Origin of the sequence: Neorhizobium sp. BT27B (assembly GCF_050455485.1) — a bacterium.
GTDB lineage: Bacteria > Pseudomonadota > Alphaproteobacteria > Rhizobiales > Rhizobiaceae > Neorhizobium.
Map to the genome: position 1 here is coordinate 52,226 of NZ_JBCIYT010000008.1, position 22,866 is coordinate 75,091.

Here is a 22,866-nt window from a genome sequence, read left to right on the forward strand (position 1 = left end):
GGCATGGGGATCACGCTTCGCAATGTCAGCAAGAGTTTTGGCGCACTCGGCGTCGTTCATGATGTCAGTCTCGATATCCCGACTGGTGACTTCGCCGTCTTCGTCGGGCCATCTGGCTGCGGAAAGTCAACGCTGCTGCGCATGATCGCAGGGCTGGAGGAAACGACGGCGGGTTCGATATCGATCGAGGGCCGGGATGTTACCGATGTCGAGCCGGCCAAGCGTGAAGTGGCGATGGTTTTCCAGTCCTACGCGCTTTATCCGCATCTGACCGTATTCGAGAACATGGCCTTTTCGCTGCGGCTGAAAAAGACACCAAAAGCTGAGGTCAACGATATGGTGCAGGAGGCGGCCCGCATCCTGCATCTCGAGGAACAGCTGCAGAAACGGCCATCCGAACTCTCGGGTGGCCAGCGCCAGCGCGTGGCCATCGGGCGGGCGATCGTGCGCAAACCAAAAGTGTTTCTGTTCGATGAGCCGCTGTCCAATCTCGATGCCGAACTGCGCGTGCAGATGCGGCTGGAACTTGCCAGACTGCACAAACAGATCGGTGCCACAATGATCTACGTCACCCATGATCAGGTCGAGGCAATGACGTTGGCCGACCGCATCTTCGTTCTGAAAAGCGGGGTTTTGCAGCAGGCGGGAAAACCGCTCGAGCTTTATGATGATCCGCACAACCAGTTTGTCGGAGGCTTCATCGGCTCGCCGGCCATGAACTTTTTGCCCGGCAGGGTGGCGGCAAGACAGAACGGCATGATCCGTGTCGCGCTCGATGGGCTCGGTTTCGAACTGTCGGCAAAGTCGGATGCCAGCGTTGCCGAAGGAACGGCGGTCAAGGTCGGCATCCGGCCCGAGCATTTGCATCCGGCCGAGGGTGGTTTCGAGGCTGTTGTGGATATGGCCGAGGATCTCGGCGGCGTGTCCTACCTGCATGCGTGCCTGGTGACGGGCAAGGACATCGTGGTGGAATTGCGTGGCCGCCGCGAAAATTTCGATGGCAGAAAGATATCGCTTTCGGCGGATGCAGGGGAGGTTCTGCTCTTTGCCGAAGACGGCAGCCGGTTGCGATAGGAATTCGCGCCGGAGTTCAGGGAAATGGCAGACATTTCAACCCGCCACCTTCGGGAGAGGTGGCTTCGTGATGGAGGACACTTCAAATGTTGTGCAGAAAGCTTTTCGCGGCAACCGCGATCGCCCTAATGTCCGTACCGGCTCTGGCTGCGGAAAACATCACCTGGTGGGATTTCTTCTCCGGCGGTGATGGCGTGCGCATGAAGGCGCTGATCACCCGTTTCAACGAGGAACATCCGGGTATCAAGATCACCGGCACGACGCTGGAATGGGGCGTGCCCTTCTACACCAAGGTGCGCACTGCCGTTGCCGTGGGGCAGGGACCTGACGTAATGACCTACCATCTGTCGCGCATGCCGCTGGGGCTGAAGGAAGGCGTGCTGGATGAAATCACCGACAAAGACCTGACCGATGCCGGTCTGACCAAGGACAGCTTTTTTCCCGCAGCGCTTCAGGCCGCCAGCGGCGATGACGGCAAGCTGCATGCGGTGCCGTTCGATATCCATTCGATCGTGCTCTATTACAACGCAAAATTTCTCGAAGGTTCGAAATTCCTCGATGCCAATGGCAAGCTGACCGGCATCAACAATCTCAAGGATTTCGAAGAAGCGCTGACCTACGCCAAGGAAAAGGGCGCCGAGGCACCGGTTTCCTATGCCACCGGCGATGATGGCGCGACTTACCGCGTGTTCTACACTCTGTTCCGCCAGCTGGGCGGCGAGCTGATCACCGGCAACGAGGTTCTGGCCGGCGACAATCTCCAGAAAGCCGCCAAGGCGATCGAGGTGATGACCAACTGGCAGACCAATGAGTGGCAGCCGGAACAGGCGGAATATGAAGCCTCCGTTGCGTTGTTCACCTCCGGCAAATCGGCCTTTTCGCTGAACGGCGTCTGGGAAGTGCCGACCATGGTCGACCTCGATAAGAAGGGTTCGCTCGGTTACAAATGGGGCGCCGTGCAGGTGCCGAACCTGATGGGCACGCAGACCACATGGGCGGATTCGCATTCCTTCGCCATTCCCGCCAACAACAAGCTAACACCGGAAAAGCGCAAGGCGGTGATGACGGTGATTGGCTGGATGGAAAAGAACGCGATTGCCTGGGCCGATGCCGGGCATATTCCCGCCTTCAAGCCGGTGGCCGAAAGCGCCGAGTTCAAGAAGATGGAGCCGAACGCCACCTATGCGGCGCTGGCCGAAACCGCATCCTATGATCCACGCTCATCCATCGCCGGTGTCGGTTCGCCGATCTATGACGCTGCCATCAACATCATCTCGCCCGCCATCCACGGTTATGCGGAGCCTCTGGCCGCTGCCGAGCAGATGAAGTCCGACCTGCAGAACGTGTTGAAGTGACACCGTCAGCCGTGGCCGCCGCTCTTCGGCGGCCACTCTCACGAGCATGGAGGTTCAAGACGTGGCAATACTGACTAATCGGCGCAAAGAAATGGCGGTGGCGGCTTCGCTTGTGGCGCCCTTCGTGCTGACATTCGCGCTGGTCTTTCTTTATCCGGCCATACGGCTGGTGGAGTTGAGTTTTACCAACAGTCCGCTGATCGGCGAGGGTGAGTGGGTCGGTTTCGACAATTTTAGCCGCCTGCTGTCTGACAAGCTTTTCCTGACGTCGCTCAGGAACAACGGTTATTTCGTCCTCCTGACGGTTATCCCGACCACGGTGCTGGCGCTCTGCATTGCGCTGATGATCAACCGGCTGCGCGGCTCCGTGCAGGCCTTGGCGCTCGCCATCTTTTTCCTGCCCTACATCCTGCCTGTGTCCGTGGTTACGCAGATCTGGACGTGGATGCTGGATTTCCAGTTTGGCGTTTTGCAGCCGGTCATCGCGTTTTTCTTCGGCAAGTCCGTCGCGGTGTTCAAGAACCCCTATTGGGCCATGCCGACGGTGGCGCTGGTCACCATCTGGTGGACCAACGGTTTTAATGTCCTGCTGTTCATTGCCGGCCTGCGCAACATTCCAAAAGATTATTACGAGGCGGCCCAGCTCGATGGCGCCACCCGCATGCAGCTTTTCCGCCGGGTCACATGGCCGCTTCTGTGGCCGGTGACGGCGCTTGTCCTGACATTGCAGATGATCCTGCAGCTGAAGATCTTTGATCAGATCTATCTGCTGACCAAGGGCGGGCCGTTCAATTCGTCCTATGTGATGCTGCTGATGGTCTATCGCGAGGCTTTTCAGCTCAATCACGGCGGTTATGCCTCGGCCATCGCGCTGGTGCTGTTCATCGTCATCGCGGCCTTCTCCGTGCTGCAATATCAACTTCTTCGCGCCGGAGGCCGCCGATGACATCGCTCCGCAAACTCGAAAACGGTGTGCTGACGGTCGGTACCTTCGCCGCCGCCGCCCTGTGGATCTTTCCACTCTACTGGGCCTTCATCACCTCGATGCGCTCGGAAGATAGGGTCGTCTCCAAGGAGGCCGGCGTCATCCCCGACGAGTTTAATCCGGCCGCCTATATCGACATTCTCTGGAACACCAATCTCGTCAGCTGGTATATCAACTCGATCGGCACGGCGGTCATTATCACGTTCACCGTCATCGTTTCGGGCATGATGTGCGCCTATGCGATTTCGCAGATGCGCTTTCCCGGTCGCCGCATTCTTTATGGCGTCGTGCTGGCGAGCTTCATGGTGCCATCGCAGGCGCTGGTGGTCACGCAGTTTATCCTGATGAACGACATGGGGCTGATCAACACATGGGCCGGCATCATCCTGCCGCAGTTGATCGTTCCGGTGGTCATCATCGTCTACAAGCAGTTCTTCGATGCCGTGCCGAAGGAACTGCGAGAAGCCGTCGTGCTTGATGGTGGTGGTGATTACACGCTGCTGTTCAAGGTCTACCTGCCGCTCAACTGGGGCATTACCACAGCACTTGCCATCATCACCTTCATCATGGCGTGGAACCAGTTCCTCTGGCCTTTCCTGGCGGTGACCACGGAGGACAAGATGACAATTCCGGTCGGCATAACCCAGGTCAACGACGCGTTCGGTGTGTTCTACGCGCGCCTTATGTCCGTTGCGCTTCTTGGTGCCATGCCGGTGGCGATCGCCTACCTGATTTTCCAGAAAAAGGTGACCGAGGCAGTGATGATCTCGTCCGGTGTCAAAGGTTAGCAGGCGCCTCTTGAGCCGACGTTCGACCATGTCCTTGCTGAGCAATTGCCGTCTCTAGAAACGGACTGCGCATCTCATCGTGACGGGCTGGTTCGCCAAACAGCATCTTTTGGGTGGTGAGAGTTTCGATCTTCAGCAGGAGCTACTGAGATTGCCTGCCGCCAAGCCTAATAGAACATCCGGCGAAACGGCATGACGGCTGCCCCCATGGCGGCAGCATCACTGGTTATCTCCGAAATAATCAACTTCGGTCCGCCACGATGCACGCCATAACGGGGGCGATCGAAAATCTTCGTCCGCTCGATCAGCATGGATGCCAGTGCGGGGGGAATCTGGCCGCCGAAGACGATCGCCTGGGGGTCGAGTGTGGCCCGGATGGCGTTGACGAGGCGGATATAGGCGGGCGTCACCTCCTCCACCCAGTCTGACACGCCAGGCCAGTCCCGATCGAAATGGCGGCGCATGTAATGGATCGAGGGTACGTTGACACCGTTTTGGTTCAGCCGGTCGATGAGATATTGCAGGGCAGGGCGCCGGTCGGTCTCGATCTCATCATACAGTCCGGAAAATTCGCCGGCATTGCCATTGCCGCCTTGCAGGAGGTCGCCGTCGATGATCACGCCGCCGCCAAAACCGTAGTTGAAGCTCAGATAGGCGAAATGCCGGATGAAGCGGCCGGTCCCGAACATCGATTCTGCAATCGCGCCAGATTTTCCGCCATTGATAACCCATGTGGGTCGGTCGAAAAGCTCGGTGATGATCGGGCCGAGCTCGATCATCGACCACTCGTGAAGTGGCAGCGGCGCGTTATGGCGCGTGCCATCGACATGGTAGCCGGCAATCGCAAAACCGATACCGAACAAATCATCCCCGGCGAGGCGGTTCTGCTGTTGCAACTCGACGACCTGCCGCTTCACCACCTGTAGCGCCTGATGCATCGTCGTTTCGCGAAGCGGTACTTCCCGCTCGCCCAGAATTTTGCCGGCAAGATCGATGAGGCAGATGCCGATGATGTCGGTATTGACGGAGATGCCGCAGGCATAGGCATGGCCGCCGTTCAGGCGCAGCATCGGGCTGGGTTGCCCGCGCCCAAGCCCCGGTTTGGCCGAGCCCAGCAAAATGACATTGCGGTCTGCGAGGTGATCGAGGATGCGATGAACCGATTGCTGCGTCAGGTCGGTGTGCCCGGTGATCTCCGAGCGGGAGATGCCGGGATTGCGCCAGATCAGTTGCAGCAGCTTGCGCTCATTGGAGGAGACGACTGTCGTCTCGTTTGCCCGGAGAAAGCGCTGTGCAATCAATGCCTTGGGAACATAAACACCTGACACGCCAAAATACCTTACTGGATAAGTGTAATAATCACGTTTTTTCTCATCGCAACTTATGCCTGCTTAGCGGCCAACAACTGTCCTTTCAAGCCATTTTCATCGTCATGTATTTGTTACACATAAAGCGTAATAAACCGCCGTCAGGATCGGGCGAGGCTCGGTCGACCCGAAAAGGCAAGGGCGATGATGAACAAGTTTACTCTGGCGGCCGTGGCTGCCGTGATGGCGGGCGCCGGGTCCGCACAGGCCACCGATATCGAATTCTGGTATGGCAACACCGGCAATGTCGAAGTCGCCATCAAGGCACAATGCGATGCCTTCAATGCCTCCCAGAGTGAACACAAGGTCAACTGCGTCGGCCAGGGCTCCTACGAAGTGTCCATGCAAAAGGCGATTGCCGCTTACCGCGCCAAGAACCACCCGGTTCTCATCCAGTTTTTCGATGCCGGTACGCTCGACCTGATGCTGTCCGGCGCTGTCGAGCCGGTTCAGGACCTGATGCCGGAAGTGAAGTGGGACAGCTATATCGCCGGTGCCCGCGCCTATTACGAAACCTCGAAGGGCAAGCTGTTCGCCCAGCCCTACAATTCCTCGACGCTTTTGTTCTACACCAACAAGACCGAGCTCGAAAAAGCCGGCATCACTGAGACGCCGACGACGTGGGAAGGCATTATCGAAGCCGCCCGCAAGCTGAAGGCCGCCGGCCATGCCTGCCCGTTCGTCACTGATGGCGACACCTGGCGGATCCTCGAGCAGTTCTCCGCCCGCCACGGCCTACCGATCGCCACCAAGCACAACGGTTATGACGGTCTCGACGCCGAATACGTCATCAACAGCACCTTTGCGGCAAAACATCTCGCCAATCTGGTCGAATGGCGCAAGGAAGGTCTCGTTCGTCTCGCGGCTGATACCAAGGCAGGCAACTACACCGCCGCCTTCAATGCCGGCGAATGCGCGATGATGGAACAGTCGTCCGGTTCCTACGCCGCCGCCGCCAAGGCTTTCGACGGCAAGTATGAACTGACCGTCGACATGGCGCCGATGTACAAGGATTACACCCGTCACAACACCTTTGTCGGTGGTGCTTCCATCTACATCATGAAGGGGCACGACAAGCCCGAGATCGAGGCAGCAAAAGCCTTCCTCGACTTCCTGCGCAAGCCGGAACAGCAGATGGCTTTCACCGCCGCCACCGGCTACGTTCCCGTCACCACCGACGTTCTGGATACGATCGCCAAAAGCCCGGACGCCAATTCGCCAAAGTATGCCACGGCCAAGGTCGGCGTCGAATCCATGAACCAGCCGGCCACCGCCGATACGCGCGGCATCCGCCTCGGCTTCTACGTGCAGTTCCGCGAAGTCTTCATGGAAGAAACCCAGAAGGCCTTTGCCGGCCAGCAGACCATGCAGGTCGCACTCGACAACACCAAGAAGCGCGGCGACCAGCTGCTGCGCCGTTTCGAGCAGACCTACAAGGGCAAGCAGCTTCCCTGATCAGGGTCTTTCGAGACCTTCCAAAGCATGGGGCGGTTTTCCGCTCCATGCCTTCTCTTATTCGGAACTGTGTTCATGTCGTCGGAATCATCCCTGTTCAGCCATCGCTGGCTGCCCGCTCTTTTGCTGGCGCCGCTGATGCTGCTGATCGTGCTGTTTTTTTATGTGCCGGTCTTCCAGGCCTTCTACTGGTCGTTTTTCCTCGAGCAGCCTTTTGGCGGCGGTTCGGAATTTGTCGGTCTGCAGAACTTTCAGCGCGTGCTGAGCGATCCGGAATTCTGGGGCGCGACCGGGCGCACGGTCATCTTCATGCTGACGGCATCGTCGCTTGCGGTCGTCGTGCCGCTGATGCTGGCGGTGGCGGCCGATCGCAAGATCGGCATGTCCTATCCGGCTCGCAACATTCTCGTCTGGCCGAAGGGCATTGCCGGTGCCTCGATCGGTGTCGTCTTCGCCTTCATCTTCAACCCGTTCGTTGGCCTGATGGCGCCGCTCAATGCGCTGTTTCCCGGCCTGTGGAACCCCGGTATCGACGGCACGGATGCGTTCGTGACGCTGGTGGCCGCCCATGTGTGGAGCGGCATTCCGTTCAACTTCGTCATCCTGCTCGCCGGCCTGCGGTCGATCCCGCCCACCATGTATCAGGCCGCCGCCATGGATGGCGCCGGTCCCTGGCGCCGTATCTTCGATGTGCAGCTGCCGCTGATCATGCCGCAGCTGTTCCTGACCTTCGTGCTGGAATTCACCGAAAGCATCACCTCGGTCTTCGCGCTGATCGACACCATTACCGGCGGCGGTCCGGGCGGCTCCACCACGCTGCTCGTCTACAAGATCTATGTCGACGGTTTCCGCGGCTTCGATCTTTCCGGCGCCTCCACCCAGACGGCCATCCTGATGGTCTTTGTCCTTCTTCTCGCAGCCTGCCAGTTCTTCTTCCTCGGCCGGCGCATCAATTACGAGCGCTGAGCCATGGTCGAAAACGCACGTTCCATCAACATCGCCGCCAGCATCCTGCTCGCCATCGGCATACTCTATATCGTCGGGCCGCTATACCTGACGCTATCCACCGCCTCGCAGTCCTATGAATACATGCTGCGCAACGGTCTGGCCTGGGTTCCGGGCACCGAGTTGTTCGCCAATATGGGCAAGGTCATCCACGATACGCGCATCCCGGTGCAGATGCTCAACAGCATGATCGTGGCCTTTTCCAATGCGCTCGCCACCTGCGTCCTGTCCTTCCTGTCGGCCTATGCGATCGTCTATTTCCGCATTCGTTGGGCGGGCGTGGCCTTTGCGCTCATTCTCGCCACCATCATGCTGCCGCTCGATATCCGCGTCATCACCACCTATCAGGTGGCGTCGAACATCTTTTCGCCGCTGAATGGGGTGCTGGATTTCACCGGCCTCAACAGCCTGATCGAAATGGTTTTTGGCGCGCCGGTCCAGTTGGAATTGAGCGTACTCGACACGCATTTCGGCCTGATCGCGCCGCTGGTGGCGCATGGCACCGGCACGTTCCTGTTCCGTCAGTTCTTCCTGACGCTGCCCAAGGATCTGTTCAAGGCGGCGCGCATGGATGGGGCAGGGCCGATCCGTTTTCTCATCGATATCCTGCTGCCTCTGGCCCGTCCCAGCTTTGCCTCGCTTTTCGTGCTCACCTTCCTCAGCGGCTGGACGCAATATCTGTGGCCGCTGGTCGGCGCCTCGACACCCGACATGCAGACCGCCGTCGTCGGCCTTGCCCGCCTCGTGCCGGATGCCGACGGCCAGGTGCCCGATTTTCCGATGATCATGGCCGGTGCCGTGCTCGTCTCACTCGTTCCGCTCACGATGATCGCTCTTCTGCAGCGCTTTCTCGTCCAGGGCCTCGTTCTTTCGGAGAAATGATCCATGACCGCCATCGACTTAAGCATTCGCGCCGCCGCGGCCGAGATCGAGCTTATCGGCGTCACCAAATCCTATGACGCCAAAAACACCATCATCCCGGCGATCGACGTGACCTTGCGTCCCGGTGAATTCACCGTCGTGCTCGGCCCATCGGGCTGCGGCAAGTCCACGCTTCTGCAGATGATCGCCGGTCTGGAACGCGTTTCCGGCGGCAGGATCGTCATCGGCGGCCGCGAGGTGCAGGATCTGGAACCGAAACATCGCGGCTGCGCCATGGTGTTCCAGAACTATGCGCTCTACCCGCATATGACGGTCGCGGAAAACATGGCCTATAGCCTCAAGGTCGCCGGCGTTTCCAAGTCCGAACGAGCCGAGCGTGTCGCTACGGTCGCAAAAATGCTCGGCCTTGCCGATTACCTCACCCGCAAGCCGAGCCAGCTTTCCGGTGGCCAGCGCCAGCGTGTCGCCATCGGCCGCGCCATTATTCGCGAGCCGGGCGTGCTGTTGTTCGACGAGCCGCTGTCGAACCTCGATGCCCAGCTGCGCCACGACATGCGTGTGGAGCTTGCCGAACTGCATCGCCGCATCGGCGCCACCAGCGTGTTCGTGACGCATGATCAGGTCGAGGCAATGACGCTCGCCGATCGTATCCTTATCCTCAACAAGGGCCATATCGAGCAATTCGATACGCCGAAAGCGATCTATCACCATCCGGCTTCGGTCTTCGTCGCCAAATTCATCGGCTCGCCGCCGATGAACATTTTGGAGGTCGAAGGAGACGGTTCCGTGCTGCGCCTAGCCGATGGTCAGGTCGTTGCCAACTATTCCGGTACGGGTAAATTCCAGCTCGGCATCCGCCCGGAAGATATTGCCGTCAACGAAGGCGGTTCCATCAAGACGGAAATCCGTTACCGCGAGGACCTCGGCTCGCACGAAATTCTGGAAACGAAGATTGCCGAACAGAACCTGCGGATCGCCATGCCCTTCGGCGTCGAGATCGATACGACGCGGACCTTGTCGCTGTCCTTCCCGCAGGCGCGCCTGCATCTCTTTGACGGTGACACCGGCCGCGCCATCGCCAACGCTTTCGGTGGCGCGCAACCGGCATCGGTGAAGGAATACCAGTGAGCTACAGGGAATTTATCGCCGACAAGGCCCGCGATTGCGTCGTGGTTGCGCATCGCGGCATCTGGCGCAATGCACCGGAAAACAGCCTGTCCGCTATCCAGCGTGCCATCGATGCCGGTTATGATGTCGTCGAGATAGATATCCGCCGCAGCGCCGATGGCGGCCTTTTTCTGCTGCATGACGAAACGCTGGAGCGCATGACAGGTCTCGGTCAGACGCCGGAGGCGCTGTCTTCAAGCGACCTTTCGGTTCTGCGCCTGCGCGATCGCGATGGCGGCGAAAACAATGCCTTCACGTTGGAAAAACTGCCGAGCCTTGCCGAAGTCTTCGAACTGACGCGGGACCGCATCTTCCTGCATCTCGACGTCAAGGAACGCGAGGTGATCCCGGATGTGATCGCTCTCGCAAAGGACATGGGTGTCGAGCATCAGGTTGATTTCTGGGCCTCGCTGAAAACCGAAAAGGATTTTTGCTGGATCGGAAAAACGATCCTTCCGCATGAGGTGCTGTTTCTGGCAAAAACCCGGCTCAACGTGCCGGGTGCTGCTACGCAGCTGGCTCTGCTGGAAGAACTCTCTCCCTCGGTCTGCGAAATCTATTTCGACAGGTTGGAAGAACTTGCTGCCCTGACGGACCTCACCCGCAACACCGGCATGGCGCTCTGGGTCAACACGCTCGACAGCGTTGCCTGCGCCGGCTTCACCGATACGGCGGCCCTTGCCGATCCCGATGCCGTCTGGGGCCGGCTGATCGATGCCGGCATTTCGGTCATCCAGACCGATGAGGCCGCTGCACTCAAATCCTATCTCGCGGCCCGCCGCACCTGAATACTCTCCAAGGAACATATGAAATGACGCATTACGTAGATTATATCGCCGACCAGAAACGCGATCCCGCCATCGTTGCCCATCGCGGCGCGTGGCATGGGGCACCGGAAAACAGCCTCGCGGCCATCGAGCGCGCGATCGCCGTCGGCGCTGACGTCGTCGAGCTCGATATCCGAAAGAGTGCTGATGGCGAACTCTTCATCATGCACGACGACACGCTGCTGCGCATGGCCGGTATCGACCGCGACGCCGAAACCTTTACCATTGCCGAACTGAAGGCCATTGCGCTGCGTGAAGATGATGGCGGCGAACATCGCGCCACGACGGATCAGCGTATTCCGACTTTGAAAGAGGTTTTGGAAATCATACGCGGACGTATTTTTACGGATCTCGATCTCAAGGATCGCGGCCTTTTCTCGGAAGTCGCAGCCTGCGCCCGCGAGATGAATGCCGCATCCTATGTGGACCTGAAGACCCGTGTCATGACCCGCGAGGAGCTGGACTGGGTGCGCGCCCAGAACATCGACGGCGTGGCCTTCATGGCGATGTCGAAATTCACCGCCGAGAGCATCCACGAAACCATGGCACTGCTGTCGGAAATCAGGCCGTTCATGTGCGAGATGCGTTTCGACAGCCTCGACACCATCAAGGCCAACCGCCAGATTTTTCGCGACGCCAACATGGCTTTGTGGACGAACACGCTCAACATGGAAGCCAGTGGTGAATGGGTGGACAAGACGGCGCTTGCCGATCCCGATCGCATCTGGGGCACATTGATGGAGGCCGGTGTCAGCGTTTTCCAGACAGACGAGCCGGAAGCGCTCAAAGCCTATCTGCAGGCACGCCGCGCATGAAAACCGTTTCGGACGAACTGCTGAATGAATTTATGGGCATAATGCGCGAGGCGGCAGACAGAGAGATCCTGCCGCGTTTCCGTTCGGTCACGTCAGATACCATCCGCGCCAAGACCATGGCGGACGATATCGTCACCGATGCGGACATCGCCTCCGAGCGCATGATCAGCGAAAAGCTCGCGGCGCGTCTGCCGGGCATCACCATCATCGGCGAGGAAGCGGTGTCGGATGATGCATCGGTTCTCGCAAGGCTTGCCGATGCGGAGCTTGCGGCGGTCATCGACCCGGTAGACGGCACCTGGCATTTTGCCCATGGCACGCCGATGTTCGGCAGTATTCTCGCCGTCGTTTCCGGCGGGCAAACCATTGCCGGCATCATTCATTATCCTGTTCTGGGTGATTTTCTGGTGGCACGACCGGGACAGGGCGCATGGCACGTGGCGGCAGACGGTTCACGCACACGGCTTTCCGTCGCCATGCCGACACCGGTAGACGAGATGCACGGGTTCATTCCGCTGCATATGTTCGAACCGGATCTGCGAGCTGAGCTGGCGCCGCGCCTGCTAAAGTTCCTGCGGGTAACGACATGGCGTTGCTCGGCCTGGGAGTATCGCATGCTTGTGACAGGCGCTATGAGCTTCTGCCTCAATGAGAGTCTGAAGCCCTGGGATCACGCGGCCGGTGTTCTGATCCATGCGGAGGCGGGCGGATATGCGGCGACCATCACGGGTGAGGTTTATCGTCCGACGATGACGCAAGGGCACCTGCTGACGGCTCCGAACAAGATATCTTGGGACGCCGTTCGAGACACATTGTACTCGGATCCAGCTTTGAGATAATTCTACCGGTTTAAAAAGCAGCCTGGGGCTGCGCACCCGTTCTCACGTGATAAATCATATGAGTTTCAGGCGCTTAAACGTTTTGATGAGCATGGCACTGGTTCTGATCCCCTCAAGGTGCGAAACAAGGACGCTCGGCCCAGACGCAATAAGGTTTGCGCATCCGAGCCGAGCAGCTCACTTTAGGTTACGCGGCTTCCCAAACCTGATTGAGGATTTTGGCAGCGAGAGCCGCCTTGTCCTGCGGCAGAAAGCGACCGTAGTGCTGCTGCACAACATCGGGCGTGTCCTGAATGGCGTAGCTCGCCTGCTCATATGATCTGGTCTGCTTCAGGATATGCGTCGCAAGAATGTCCCGCAGGTTATGGGGGCCATGCGGCAGCAGTCCCTTGATCGCACCTCGCCCGGTGTAGGGATTGTAGATACCGTAGCGTTGTATGACGGTCCGCCAGGCTTCGTAGAAAGTGGTTGAGTTGTAAGCCGCATCGATACTGATCGTTTTCACCGTTTTGACGAAGAGGGTGCCGGGATCTTTTGCACCATCCAGCAGGACACCTCGATGGCGATCGATATAAGCATCGAGATATTTGTAGAGGTCGAGCAGATCCGGCAGGATCAGTCGAAACGGCTTTTGCCCGAAGAAGGATGAGCCCGAGTTCTTGAATGCGACGGATGGGATCAGGACTTCCCACCCATGATCGCGATCGCTCCAGCGCAGCTCGCCGCATCTCATGTCTTCAAGCCTGCGTTCCGATGTCGGATGATGCCCGCGCGGACAGACACGCAACTGGCGAAGGTTCTTCTGCCGAAGACCGAGATGCAATCCAAGACGGAGCAGCAGGAATGAGCGTACGGCTTCGGCGGCAGACCGCGGATATCGGCTTTCATCCGGCATGCGTTTCAGGATCTCGTCAGTGATCTTGCGATATTCCGCCAGTGGACTATCCGCTTCAAGGACACAGGATCGGTTCGAACGGATCGCGATGGACGCGCATGACGCGCTGGATCTCCTTTGATCGGTTGGCGGCATGCCGATGAAACGCATCGCAGGCACCATGCCAGTCGCGGGTCGCAAACTCGATCTCTTCATGCTCAATCAAGCCTTCGATAGGTCTGACGTTCTTGAGCAGTTCCGGATGCTGTCGAACCCAGCCGACATCGGCGCGAGTAAGAGCTTGCGCGACCATCAGCATGTCTTCTTCCCATTTGGTATAAAAGCCACGGCGCTGTTCGCGCCATTGAAGGTACCAATCCCAGACGCCGGGGAAGACGAGAAGGCCGAAGCTCAACTGGCTGACGGGCACGCCGCGACCTTTTACGGCACCGTTTGGCGAGGCGGCCAGTGCGCCAAACATCAAGCCAAGATGCTCGATCTTCTGAGAGGCCGTTTCCTCACCCCAGACGCCGTTCCGTTGGAAACCAATCGCAGTCAGTGTCGAGGTTTTGAAACGAATGAGGTCAGCCATTTCCATGGCAAGTCTCGGCGGTGCGTCGACGACGCCGGAGAGCAGATCAGGATCATCAAACTCAGGCACCGCATTCTGATTTTCGCCGACGGCGGATGCCAAGGATCTGGGCGATAGAGAACTTCCGCCATAAGTGATACCGGGAAAGCGGATGGCATAACGCTGCTTGACGGCCGCTGCCTGATACCGGCGGTATTCCGTCGCACCGGAAATGATCACCCGGCGTACCCAATCGACGATCTCCTGACGCTTGGCAAAGGGCAGGCTGCTGAAATCATCCGGGAGATGCAATGACATCCTGCGCCGCTCAGCCGGGCTGATATCACCGAGATCATGACCGTAAAACGAGCGTGCCTGATGCAGCAGCTTATCTTTGAAATATTCTTCTGGAAGGCGATAGCGTCGCTCAATGCGTCGGAGGATTTCGAAACTTGCGACAGATCTTGGCACACGCTCGCCTTGGATCCACGATAGCAGCGTTTTTTTGTCGGAAGTCTCATTCAGTTGCACAACGGCGCGGTGGAGTTGCCAGTAGGTGTCGCCGAACCGACGCATATGATAGGCCAACGCATCCTGAAAACTTGCCGGGTCTTCTTTCGCTTCGAACAGTGGTTCAGGGAATGGACTGATTGGTTTCGGTGCAGGCCCGCGCGGTAGCGACGCAGAGTTGGCAAAGGTACCGTCTGCCGCGGCGCGCTGCGGCTCTCTGGGCGAGGGGGAGGAGGCTGCCTTTCTGGTCGGCGCAATCTTGTCCGGGCGGACTGTTGGCTTTGGTGTCCGTCTCTCTTCGGCTGCTGGTGTTCCGCCGAGCCATCGGATGATTGCCTCCAGTCCTGGTCGGAGCTGCTTTTTCAATTCTGTGGTCAGTTCTGCTATTATTCCACAGGCCTGTCCGATCATGGACCAGTCGATACGACCATTCAGGAGCGGGGGCAATTTGCGGTAGACGATCAAACTGACCAGGTAGGGCCGGATGTTCTCCAGTACCCGTTTGGATGCAATCGGCGCGATACGCAGCTCGCAGAATTCGGATATTTTTCGCTGAAAATGGCGTGATGAAATGTCTTGTTTGAGCATGTTTATTCCGTTTCTCTCGGCACCAGTGCTGAGGGCGAGCGGGAATATGAGGCGAGCTTTAAGAAAGGATGTATCGGGCGTACATTTTCGAGACTGCCTGATCGTCGGGTTATGCCGTGAAACAAATCACTCGGCATCAAAGCTCGGGAGTTCGGCGCCCGCGTCGTTAATTAAGCTCGCTTATCTAAGCTTGTTGCTTAATTAAATTGAAGGCGTCTTGTTTAAATAGTGGCTGGCGCTGATAATGGGTTATGTCTGATTCCGTATCCAAAAATCGCATGGGTCGTTTTGTCGAAACGATCGCCGCCAGTGAAACAGCGCGCGCTAGGGCGTCTGGACGGTATCACAATGCTGCTGCCGCGACAGGAGCTGTTTCTATACATGTATGTGAGAAAGGAAGCCGTTCTTTCTTCGCAGATTGAAGGCACGCAGTCGACGCTTTCCGACCTCTTGCGGTTTGAGACAGAAGCTCAAGCGGGCCAACCGGTTGACGATATCCGTGAGGTATCCAACTATGTTGAAGCCATGATGTATGGTTTGGAACGACTGCAAACGCTCCCCATGTCGTTGCGTCCGATCCGTGAAATGCACGCCAGGCTCCTACACAGTGGGCGAGGAGGCACTAAGGATCCTGGAGAATTCCGCCGCTCGCAAAATTGGATTGGCGGAACGCGGCCCGGTAACGCACTTTTTGTGCCGCCACCCATAACTGAAATGTCCGGTTGCCTGGATGCGTTCGAACGTTTCATGCATGACGACCAGTCGCGCTTGCCGGCACTGATCAAAGCTGGACTGCTGCATGTGCAGTTTGAAACGATCCATCCGTTTCTCGACGGTAATGGTCGTATCGGCCGTCTGCTTGTAACCCTGTATCTATGCATGAACGGCGTTTTGCGAAAGCCGCTGCTCTACCTCAGCCTCTATCTGAAGTCCCATCGGAGAGGGTATTATCGTTTGCTGCAGGAAGTCCGCGAAAATGGAAATTGGGAAGCCTGGTTGGACTTTTTCCTGACCGGTGTGGCCGACACTGCCAATCAAGCGTTTGAAGCTGCGACGCAAATCGTCGATCTCTTCAAGGAAGATCGGGAACGGATCACGATGGAGAGTGATATAGCAGGCTCGGCCCTTCGTATTCACGAGCTATTCCAGCAGAATCCTTTTCACACCGCCAACCAGATTGTCCAGATAACAGGTCTGTCCGCACCTACGGTCAACACTGCACTTACCGATCTGGAGCGATTGGGCATCGTTGATGAGGTGACTGGCCGCAAGCGCGGCCGCGTGTTCAGCTATCGACGATATCTTGCAATTCTAAGCGAGGGCACCGATCCCCTGCCTCTCAGTTCATGAGAAATAGGTGGGCCAAAGGTTCGACTTCATCAAGAGCAAACTTTGGCAATTGACTCAGATTGTGGTCGCACGGAGGGGATTGATAATGTCGATCCCCTGAAAATCTCGCTCATTATCGGTGACAACGATGCAGCTATTGGATTGCGCAATGGCAGCAACGATTGTGTCCAAGGCACTCCGTGGGCGGCCCGTCGCCTTTCCGTGTGCCATTAGCTCGCCCCAGATCAGAGCTGCCTTTTCGTCGAACGGAAGCACGCGACCAGCAAAAAGCGATTGCGGCCCTTCATTGCCGACAAACCAAGCTTCGAGGGCGGCTCGCTTCTTTCCCGCCGGCTTCTCCAGTATTCCTCGGTATATCTCGGCGACAGTAAGCGAAGCGATGAATAGATCTTCGTCCGCTTGCTCGGCCATCCATGCCATCAGTGACGTCGAAGGCTCTGGTTTGGTGATATTGCTAAGAATGTTGGTGTCGAGCAAATACCGCATCACAGATCTATCGCGCGACCTTCTTCGCGTGAACGGGCGGTGTCGAGATCGGCTCCAACCATCGGTGATCGACGGAGAGCCGCTAGAATGCCACCTTTTTTAGGCGGCTCTCCGGCAAGCGTTTCGCTGACAACGGCACGCAGATTGGCTGCTTCTGGACCATCTTCTGCCAATCTGCGAGCGAGTGATCTAATTAAACCGCGATCACTGTCCCGCCCGAGCACCTCAAAACGAGCAAGGCCGCGATCGCCCAAGCGGCTTCTGTAATTCTGAATTGCGCGTGTCTGAGAGCTACCCATCGCATCCTCCGGATATTTCCAGTAATATAGCCGGACACAATGGTCTCTGCAAGTCGTCTGGAGATAGGATGGGTGGGCTTGGCTGATGAGCCGCATACATGACAATCGTGGGTCAGTGGTCGCAATATCATCAAGACCTTTGAATAGCGCTTCTGTCCGAGCGAAAAAAGTCATGCGCTGGCGACCAAGCGCCAGCGCCGATTTCATCGACTTGCAAACTCGCCCCGAACTCTCACCCAACCTCAAGTGCGACCAGATTACCACCTTGTTCTCTGAGCCAAGTTAAATAAGCAGAACGATCGAGAACCTAATACGGAAAATACAGGCCGGGCTGCGTAGGTGGTCCGTCCAGACCTGCCAGCCTTTCGATGATCATGCTTGTGCCGAGCGCCGTTAGTGCTGCGGCACCACCAGGATGAAATACCGCATGACGGCTTTGCAGCCTTTGTCCGTAGTGGCTTTCTCCCGCCAACTCGAGGATGATTTCCGTCGATTTCGGTTCGCCGCGGCGGCGCGATGAACTGACCGCTGTGGCGATATTAAATTCCACGTTTTTCGCACCGGTTTCCGCGGCCAGACCGGCAACATCGAGGGAGGAAAAGCCTGACGCCTCAATCACCGTCCTATCGATGGCGCGAAAGCTGGTTCTGGCTTTGTCCGGGCTGCGCCAAATCCAGGCACCGTCGCGACTGGACAGTGCGGATGGCAACATCTTGTTCAGGCGCTCGAAATCTTCCGCGACGGCCGGCCCCCCGCCATCCTCCTCGTCAACGAGAGCGTTGATGACGATAGTGTCAATTCGTGAGAATGCCTTGGCGCATTCCAAGGTCGCGACAGTCGTGGCACCCACAAGCTATTCGTAACCCAGCACGATCGCCGATGCTTCGGGTCTGTGCATGTAGACAGCGACTTCGGGCGCGATCTCGAATACACCCCACGATATGCCGAGATGCGGTATGTTGCGCGCGTGCGCATAGCCGAGGCTTGCCAGCCGTTCGTCCGAATAGAAGATGGCCACAGCGCGAACCGGTCGATCTCCAAGACCTAAATCCGGGGCTTCGGAGTCGAGGAAGACACCTTCCGCGTTTCCGATCTCATCTGCGGCCTTGCGGGCCTTGCCAAGATCACGGCCACCAATCAGTAACGGAAGCTCACGGTGAGCGTTGCGCAGAGCATCCGCGGTTCGTCTGCCAATCGAACCAGAGCCATCCATCAACAGTACTGGAGCCGTAGTCATAAGGCATGTCCTTTCTTCGACGGAACGTTCGTGGGTCATCGGAAAAAGGTCGTCAGTGGAGGTTTGTTCCGATTGTTCGGCATTCGCGGCGGTTGCTGATCAGACAGGTCCAGACATTCGGGCGACTAAGCTCATACCGGTTGCTGGCGTTCCATGTCCGAAGAGCCGGCCCGAAGCGCGTCAATAAAGGCGCGCAGTGCCGGTGCCATCTGACGCTGCTGCGGATAGCCGATGAACAGGCCGGGAAAGGGTGCCGACCATGGTGTCAGCAGCGGAATCAATTGGCCGGCTGCGATATGAGGCGTCACGGTGTCCTCGATCGCAAATCCAATGCCGATGCCGCTCAAAGTCGCTTTCAGAGCGCTTTCCTTGTCGCTGAACACCAGCGGACCATCAACGGTGACGCTGAACCAGTTGCCGTTTTCGACGAACTCCCAGGCATAGGGTGTCGGACGGCCCGGCCAGCGCCAGCGGATGCATCGGTGGTTGACAAGATCGCGCGGATGATCGGGATGCCCATGCCGTTGCAGATAATCCGGCGTTGCCACAGCGATCTGCCGTAGGTCCGGCCCGAGGCGCACCGCAATCATATCCTTTTCGATGACTTCTCCAATGCGAAGGGCAAGGTCGTAACCCTCTGCGACGATATCGATGACCTCGTCATCCAGAGTGATATCAAGCATCACGTCGGGATATCGGTCGGTGAAGCTTTTCAGAATTGGGTCGATGTATTTCCGCGCTGCGGACCGGAAAGTATGGACCCTGACAGTGCCGGCGGGCCTTTCACCGGAATGCCTGACCTGCGTTATGGCGCCGCCCAGTTCGAGCGCTGCAGGCTGCGCCCGTTGAAAGAGATTTTCTCCCGCCTCGGTCAGCGACACATTTCTCGTGGTGCGGTGCAAGAGCCGCACGCCGACATGATCTTCAAAATTGCGGACCATCTGACTCAGCGCCGAGGGCGAGACGTCCAGTTGTTCGGCCGCACGGCTGAAACTGAGGCATTCTGCCACCGCGATAAAGGCGCGAAGCTGATTGTAGTCCTGACTGCCGAGAAGTTTGGTCATGATCTTTTTCGGAAATTGATTAGCTTGGCTAATAAGGTTTGTAATTTTTGACCGTATTATAAAGTTTGGCGCCATGTCTCATTTTAGTTGCATCCATTCAAAGGAGCACATCATGACGACTTGGTTCATCACGGGTATTTCGCGCGGGCTTGGCCGTGCCTTGGCTGAGGCCGCTTTGGCCGAAGGCGATACGGTTATCGGCACTGTGCGAAAAGGACCAGTTTCACTCGATCACCAGACGGGCACGCTTTGCGTGCTGACTGTCGATGTTGCAGAGACAGGTGCGGCGGAAGCCTGTGTGTCCGAAGCTTACGAGCGTGTCGGCCAGATCGACGTCATCGTCAACAATGCGGGTTACGGTCTCCTCGGTGCGCTTGAAAGTGCGACCGATGAAGAGGTCGAACGGCTGTTTGCGGTGGATGTCATCGCGCCGTTCCGTATCATCCGGGCCGCCTTGCCGCATCTTCGCCGGCAGAAGAGTGGTCATATCGTCAACATCACTTCGATCGCCGGGCGTGCGCCATCGACCGGCTCGGCCATGTATTCTGCTGCCAAATCCGCTCTGGAGGGCATGTCTGCCGCACTGTCGCTCGAAGTTGCGCCGCTTGGCATCAAGGTAACGGCAGTGGCGCCCGGTGCCTTCAGGACGGATTTTCTGTCCCCCCACTCGATCCGCAAGAGCGGCGAGGCCGATGGCGCCTATGCCGAAACGATCGGGCGCAGCGATGCGGCATTCAATGCCGCAGCCGGTCGGCAGGTGGGCGATCCCGAGCGTGCCGCCAAGGCTATCATCGCAATGGTTCGCGCAGCCAATCCGCCGCTGCATCTCCTTCTCGGAAGTGATGCTTTACAGCGGGCCCGTACCAAACTCGACCAAATCGTCGATGAGATCGACGTCTGGGAAGCAACCACGCGCAGCACGGATTATGAGGACAGGCCATGAGCACGGCGACAGGTTCAAGCTTTGACCTTTCAGGCGAGGTCGCCGTTGTGACGGGAGCTGCGCGTGGCATCGGTCTGGCGACGGTAAAACTGCTCAAGGCAAGGGGCGCCTGCGTTGTGGCAAGTGATGTCAGTCCTGCAGTCGGCGACCTTGCCGCGCACGACGTCGCGGCTTTTTGCGGCGATGTCTGCGAGGAGAAGACGGCTGCCGGCACCATCGCTCTTGCGCTCAAACGTTTCGGCTCGGTGGACATTCTGGTGAACAATGCCGGCCCCACAATTAACAAAACCCTGATCGACATGAGCGTCGCCGACTGGGATCAGATCATGGCAGTCAACGTGCGGGGCAATTTTCTTCATTCCCGAGAGGCCGTGAAGGTCATGATCGCCCAAGGGGCAGGGGTCGTCGTCAGCGTAGACTCGATTGTTTCGGCGGTGGGCATGAAGGACACGTCGGTTTATGCCGCCTCGAAGGGTGCGATCGCCCAACTTACCAAAGTTATCGCCGTCGAATACGGCGACCGCGGTATCCGGGCCAACGCCGTCGCGCCCGGCGTCGTCGTCACCGATATTCTGGACGGTATCGTCGAAGATAGCAGGTCTGCCCTTTCGGGTTACGGCGGCGCCCATCCCATCGGGCGTGTCGCCCAGCCAAACGACATTGCGGAAGTTATCGGCTTCCTCGCGTCACCAGCATCCGCATTCATGACGGGTGCGCTGGTGATGGCGGATGGCGGCTACACCGCAATTTGAGAGAAGAAGACAATCATGACCAAGTCCATTCTGATCGTCGCCGCGGAACGTGGCCTCGGCCTCGGTCTGGCCAGGCAATTCTTTGATCGCGGCTGGTCCGTTGTTGGCACAGCAAGGCAGGGCGCGGATATCCATGATCTACAGCGGATCGGAGACAGTGATCCTTCCCGCTTGGCGACGGCCTTCATCGACGTGACGGATGCAGCGCAGATTGCACCATTTCTGTCATCACTTGGCGATCGCCGGTTCGATGTCATTTTCTTCAATGCGGGCATCTGGGGCGCATCGCACCAGAATGTCCTCGAAGCGACGGACGCCGAGTTTGCGCAGATCATGCTCACCAATACATTCGCCCGATGCGGCTGGCCCGCCATTTGCTGGAAAGGCTCGTCATGCCTGGTGGCACAATGGCATTCATGTCGTCACACCGCGGCAGCATTTCTATCAATGTCGAAGGCGGCCTGGAACTCTATCGGGCAAGCAAAGCTGCATTGAACATGTTGGCGCGCGGCATTTACGCCGAAAACCGCGACAAGGGGCTGACCGTGCTGTCAGTGCATCCGGGCTGCGTGAAAACGGCCATGGGAACGCTGGATGGCAGTGTCGAGGCCGAAACTGAAATCGAGCCAAGTGTGCTCGGTGTTGCCGATGTGGTCGAAAGACACATGGTTTCCGGTGAAAACCTCTATCTGGATTACCAGGACAACCATCTAGACTGGTGAGCTTTGCGGCCTGCGATGTGACAATGGCGGTGACTACCGCCCCCGAGGCGTCACGGGATCGCAGAATGACAAGGTGCTGGCGCGGCGTATGGCCTGGGCCAGTCGATCGTTGCTCTCGGTCAAAGTCGGAACCTGTCCGTATTTGACCGCGGCACGACTGATGGTCTCGTCGATGACCCGCATGGCGGCCGCAACGGTGGCCGCGCAAAGCCTCACCTCGAAATCGGAGGGAGACAGTTCTAGTCGGGTGGCGATGACGCCAGCCATCAGGTCTTCGGTCGCGCGGGTGGACATGAACCAAGGCTCCAGAAGCGCAGGTTCTTCGTCCAGCCGCGCGATCAGGTGCACAACAAGCTTGCTGTCCTCGATCTCTTGAGCGTCTATTTTGCTCATGTCGTAATTGATCTCCAAAAAGCGCTCGACGGTCATATCGAGCGGCCATTTCTGAAGCTTTGCAGCAAGGTTTTGCGACATGCGGGCAAAGAGAGGCTCAATGCAGCTCTCCTTGGTGCGGAAGTAACGCCACAACGTCCGCTTGGATATGCCCGCCGTCTCGGCGATCTCGTCCCCACTCGTGCCGGCTACCCCCTTTTCCAGAAACAGGCGCGCAGCACTTCGTGCCACTTCAATATGGGCCCCGTCCCGAATTGTCCTGCTCATCTGCGTCTCCAAATCACGAATTCTGTAGCTTATATGGCGTAAAATGACATTTCCTTAAGGCTCAAATTCGCCGGAGGACGCGCATCGGAACAATTACACACCACAATAATGACACTAAGTGCCATTATCCGATTTGCCTATGTCAATACATTCGGCTTTGCGCCATCAACCTATTCCCGCCGGGGCCACCCATGAGAACACCAGCAGCAATTGCCATCTCCCTTTTTTTCCAGATTCACAACGTGTCCGCC

General features: G+C 57.9%; 22 protein-coding genes and 2 pseudogenes. 16 read left to right on the top strand and 8 right to left on the bottom strand.

The window, feature by feature from the left end:
- Nucleotides 1-3: 3 nt before the first annotated feature.
- The 4 genes from AAIH70_RS20805 to AAIH70_RS20820 all read left to right on the top strand — a co-directional run bounded on the left by AAIH70_RS20805 (nt 4) and on the right by AAIH70_RS20820 (nt 4,202).
- Complete coding sequence (locus AAIH70_RS20805; RefSeq protein ID WP_132281296.1) at nt 4-1,074, top strand: ABC transporter ATP-binding protein; 1,071 nt, start codon at nt 4-6, stop codon at nt 1,072-1,074.
- A gap of 86 nt (nt 1,075-1,160) precedes the next feature.
- Nucleotides 1,161-2,429, top strand: a complete 1,269-nt coding sequence (locus tag AAIH70_RS20810; RefSeq protein WP_132281299.1) for an extracellular solute-binding protein — start codon at nt 1,161-1,163, stop codon at nt 2,427-2,429.
- Nucleotides 2,430-2,520: 91 nt separating this feature from the next.
- A complete protein-coding gene (locus AAIH70_RS20815; protein WP_430035687.1) occupies nt 2,521-3,375 on the top strand; it encodes a carbohydrate ABC transporter permease in 855 nt (284 codons plus the stop codon).
- The gene (locus AAIH70_RS20820; RefSeq protein WP_132281302.1) at nt 3,372-4,202 is read left to right on the top strand and encodes a carbohydrate ABC transporter permease; all 831 of its coding nucleotides are present in this window, start codon (nt 3,372-3,374) and stop codon (nt 4,200-4,202) included. Before AAIH70_RS20815 ends, AAIH70_RS20820 begins: the two co-directional genes overlap by 4 nt.
- 167 nt (nt 4,203-4,369) lie before the next feature.
- Here the strand turns inward: AAIH70_RS20820 and AAIH70_RS20825 are convergent, their stop codons facing one another.
- The gene (locus tag AAIH70_RS20825; protein WP_430035336.1) at nt 4,370-5,530 is read right to left on the bottom strand and encodes an ROK family transcriptional regulator; all 1,161 of its coding nucleotides are present in this window, start codon (nt 5,528-5,530) and stop codon (nt 4,370-4,372) included.
- A 183-nt stretch (nt 5,531-5,713) separates the two neighbouring features.
- Between AAIH70_RS20825 and AAIH70_RS20830 the strand changes: the two genes are divergently transcribed.
- The 7 genes from AAIH70_RS20830 to AAIH70_RS20860 all read left to right on the top strand — a co-directional run bounded on the left by AAIH70_RS20830 (nt 5,714) and on the right by AAIH70_RS20860 (nt 12,559).
- Nucleotides 5,714-7,024, top strand: coding sequence for an extracellular solute-binding protein (locus tag AAIH70_RS20830; RefSeq protein WP_430035338.1), 1,311 nt, complete (start codon nt 5,714-5,716; stop codon nt 7,022-7,024).
- A 75-nt stretch (nt 7,025-7,099) separates the two neighbouring features.
- Nucleotides 7,100-7,990: a carbohydrate ABC transporter permease gene (locus AAIH70_RS20835; protein ID WP_430035340.1), complete on the top strand. Its 891-nt coding sequence runs from the start codon at nt 7,100-7,102 to the stop codon at nt 7,988-7,990.
- A gap of 3 nt (nt 7,991-7,993) precedes the next feature.
- Nucleotides 7,994-8,911 carry an ABC transporter permease subunit gene (locus tag AAIH70_RS20840; protein ID WP_430035341.1) on the top strand — a complete coding sequence of 306 codons (918 nt, stop codon included), beginning with the start codon at nt 7,994-7,996 and terminating at the stop codon, nt 8,909-8,911.
- A 3-nt stretch (nt 8,912-8,914) separates the two neighbouring features.
- Nucleotides 8,915-10,039: an ABC transporter ATP-binding protein gene (locus AAIH70_RS20845; RefSeq protein ID WP_132281317.1), complete on the top strand. Its 1,125-nt coding sequence runs from the start codon at nt 8,915-8,917 to the stop codon at nt 10,037-10,039.
- On the top strand, nt 10,036-10,866 hold the full coding sequence (locus AAIH70_RS20850) for a glycerophosphodiester phosphodiesterase family protein (RefSeq protein ID WP_430035343.1): 831 nt from the start codon (nt 10,036-10,038) through the stop codon (nt 10,864-10,866). The genes AAIH70_RS20845 and AAIH70_RS20850 overlap by 4 nt, the downstream gene beginning before the upstream one ends.
- Nucleotides 10,867-10,889: 23 nt before the next feature.
- Complete coding sequence (locus tag AAIH70_RS20855) at nt 10,890-11,720, top strand: glycerophosphodiester phosphodiesterase family protein (RefSeq protein WP_132281323.1); 831 nt, start codon at nt 10,890-10,892, stop codon at nt 11,718-11,720.
- On the top strand, nt 11,717-12,559 hold the full coding sequence (locus AAIH70_RS20860; protein ID WP_430035345.1) for an inositol monophosphatase family protein: 843 nt from the start codon (nt 11,717-11,719) through the stop codon (nt 12,557-12,559). The genes AAIH70_RS20855 and AAIH70_RS20860 overlap by 4 nt, the downstream gene beginning before the upstream one ends.
- A 187-nt stretch (nt 12,560-12,746) precedes the next feature.
- Here AAIH70_RS20860 and AAIH70_RS20865 read toward each other — a convergent pair.
- Nucleotides 12,747-15,102, bottom strand: a pseudogene (locus tag AAIH70_RS20865) (hypothetical protein).
- 315 nt (nt 15,103-15,417) lie between these two features.
- Here AAIH70_RS20865 and AAIH70_RS20870 point away from each other — a divergent pair.
- Nucleotides 15,418-16,452 (top strand): annotated as a pseudogene (locus AAIH70_RS20870) (Fic family protein); the annotation flags it as partial.
- A 54-nt stretch (nt 16,453-16,506) separates the two neighbouring features.
- Here AAIH70_RS20870 and AAIH70_RS20875 read toward each other — a convergent pair.
- The 5 genes from AAIH70_RS20875 to AAIH70_RS20895 form a co-directional block, all read right to left on the bottom strand.
- Nucleotides 16,507-16,938 (bottom strand): type II toxin-antitoxin system VapC family toxin, encoded by a 432-nt coding sequence (locus AAIH70_RS20875; RefSeq protein WP_132277628.1) that lies wholly within the window; start codon nt 16,936-16,938, stop codon nt 16,507-16,509.
- Nucleotides 16,938-17,237 carry a hypothetical protein gene (locus AAIH70_RS20880; protein WP_132278033.1) on the bottom strand — a complete coding sequence of 100 codons (300 nt, stop codon included), beginning with the start codon at nt 17,235-17,237 and terminating at the stop codon, nt 16,938-16,940. The genes AAIH70_RS20875 and AAIH70_RS20880 overlap by 1 nt, the downstream gene beginning before the upstream one ends.
- 307 nt (nt 17,238-17,544) lie before the next feature.
- Nucleotides 17,545-18,063, bottom strand: coding sequence for a hypothetical protein (locus AAIH70_RS20885; RefSeq protein WP_207908284.1), 519 nt, complete (start codon nt 18,061-18,063; stop codon nt 17,545-17,547).
- A gap of 27 nt (nt 18,064-18,090) precedes the next feature.
- Nucleotides 18,091-18,474: a hypothetical protein gene (locus AAIH70_RS20890; protein WP_207908285.1), complete on the bottom strand. Its 384-nt coding sequence runs from the start codon at nt 18,472-18,474 to the stop codon at nt 18,091-18,093.
- A 131-nt stretch (nt 18,475-18,605) separates the two neighbouring features.
- On the bottom strand, nt 18,606-19,538 hold the full coding sequence (locus tag AAIH70_RS20895) for a LysR family transcriptional regulator (protein ID WP_132277630.1): 933 nt from the start codon (nt 19,536-19,538) through the stop codon (nt 18,606-18,608).
- 112 nt (nt 19,539-19,650) lie between these two features.
- Here AAIH70_RS20895 and AAIH70_RS20900 point away from each other — a divergent pair, with 112 nt between their 5' ends.
- Genes AAIH70_RS20900 through AAIH70_RS20915 form a run of 4 tightly spaced genes read left to right on the top strand, consistent with a single transcriptional unit; the run spans nt 19,651 to nt 21,955 of the window.
- Nucleotides 19,651-20,481, top strand: a complete 831-nt coding sequence (locus AAIH70_RS20900; RefSeq protein WP_430035348.1) for an oxidoreductase — start codon at nt 19,651-19,653, stop codon at nt 20,479-20,481.
- On the top strand, nt 20,478-21,233 hold the full coding sequence (locus tag AAIH70_RS20905; RefSeq protein ID WP_430035350.1) for an SDR family NAD(P)-dependent oxidoreductase: 756 nt from the start codon (nt 20,478-20,480) through the stop codon (nt 21,231-21,233). The genes AAIH70_RS20900 and AAIH70_RS20905 overlap by 4 nt, the downstream gene beginning before the upstream one ends.
- Before the next feature lie 15 nt (nt 21,234-21,248).
- Entirely contained in the window at nt 21,249-21,728 is a 480-nt protein-coding gene (locus tag AAIH70_RS20910) for an SDR family NAD(P)-dependent oxidoreductase (protein WP_430035352.1), read from the top strand.
- Nucleotides 21,650-21,955: an SDR family NAD(P)-dependent oxidoreductase gene (locus AAIH70_RS20915; protein WP_281033629.1), complete on the top strand. Its 306-nt coding sequence runs from the start codon at nt 21,650-21,652 to the stop codon at nt 21,953-21,955. Before AAIH70_RS20910 ends, AAIH70_RS20915 begins: the two co-directional genes overlap by 79 nt.
- Before the next feature lie 33 nt (nt 21,956-21,988).
- Here the strand turns inward: AAIH70_RS20915 and AAIH70_RS20920 are convergent, their stop codons facing one another.
- Nucleotides 21,989-22,615: a TetR/AcrR family transcriptional regulator gene (locus AAIH70_RS20920; RefSeq protein ID WP_430035354.1), complete on the bottom strand. Its 627-nt coding sequence runs from the start codon at nt 22,613-22,615 to the stop codon at nt 21,989-21,991.
- Nucleotides 22,616-22,866: the final 251 nt, after the last annotated feature.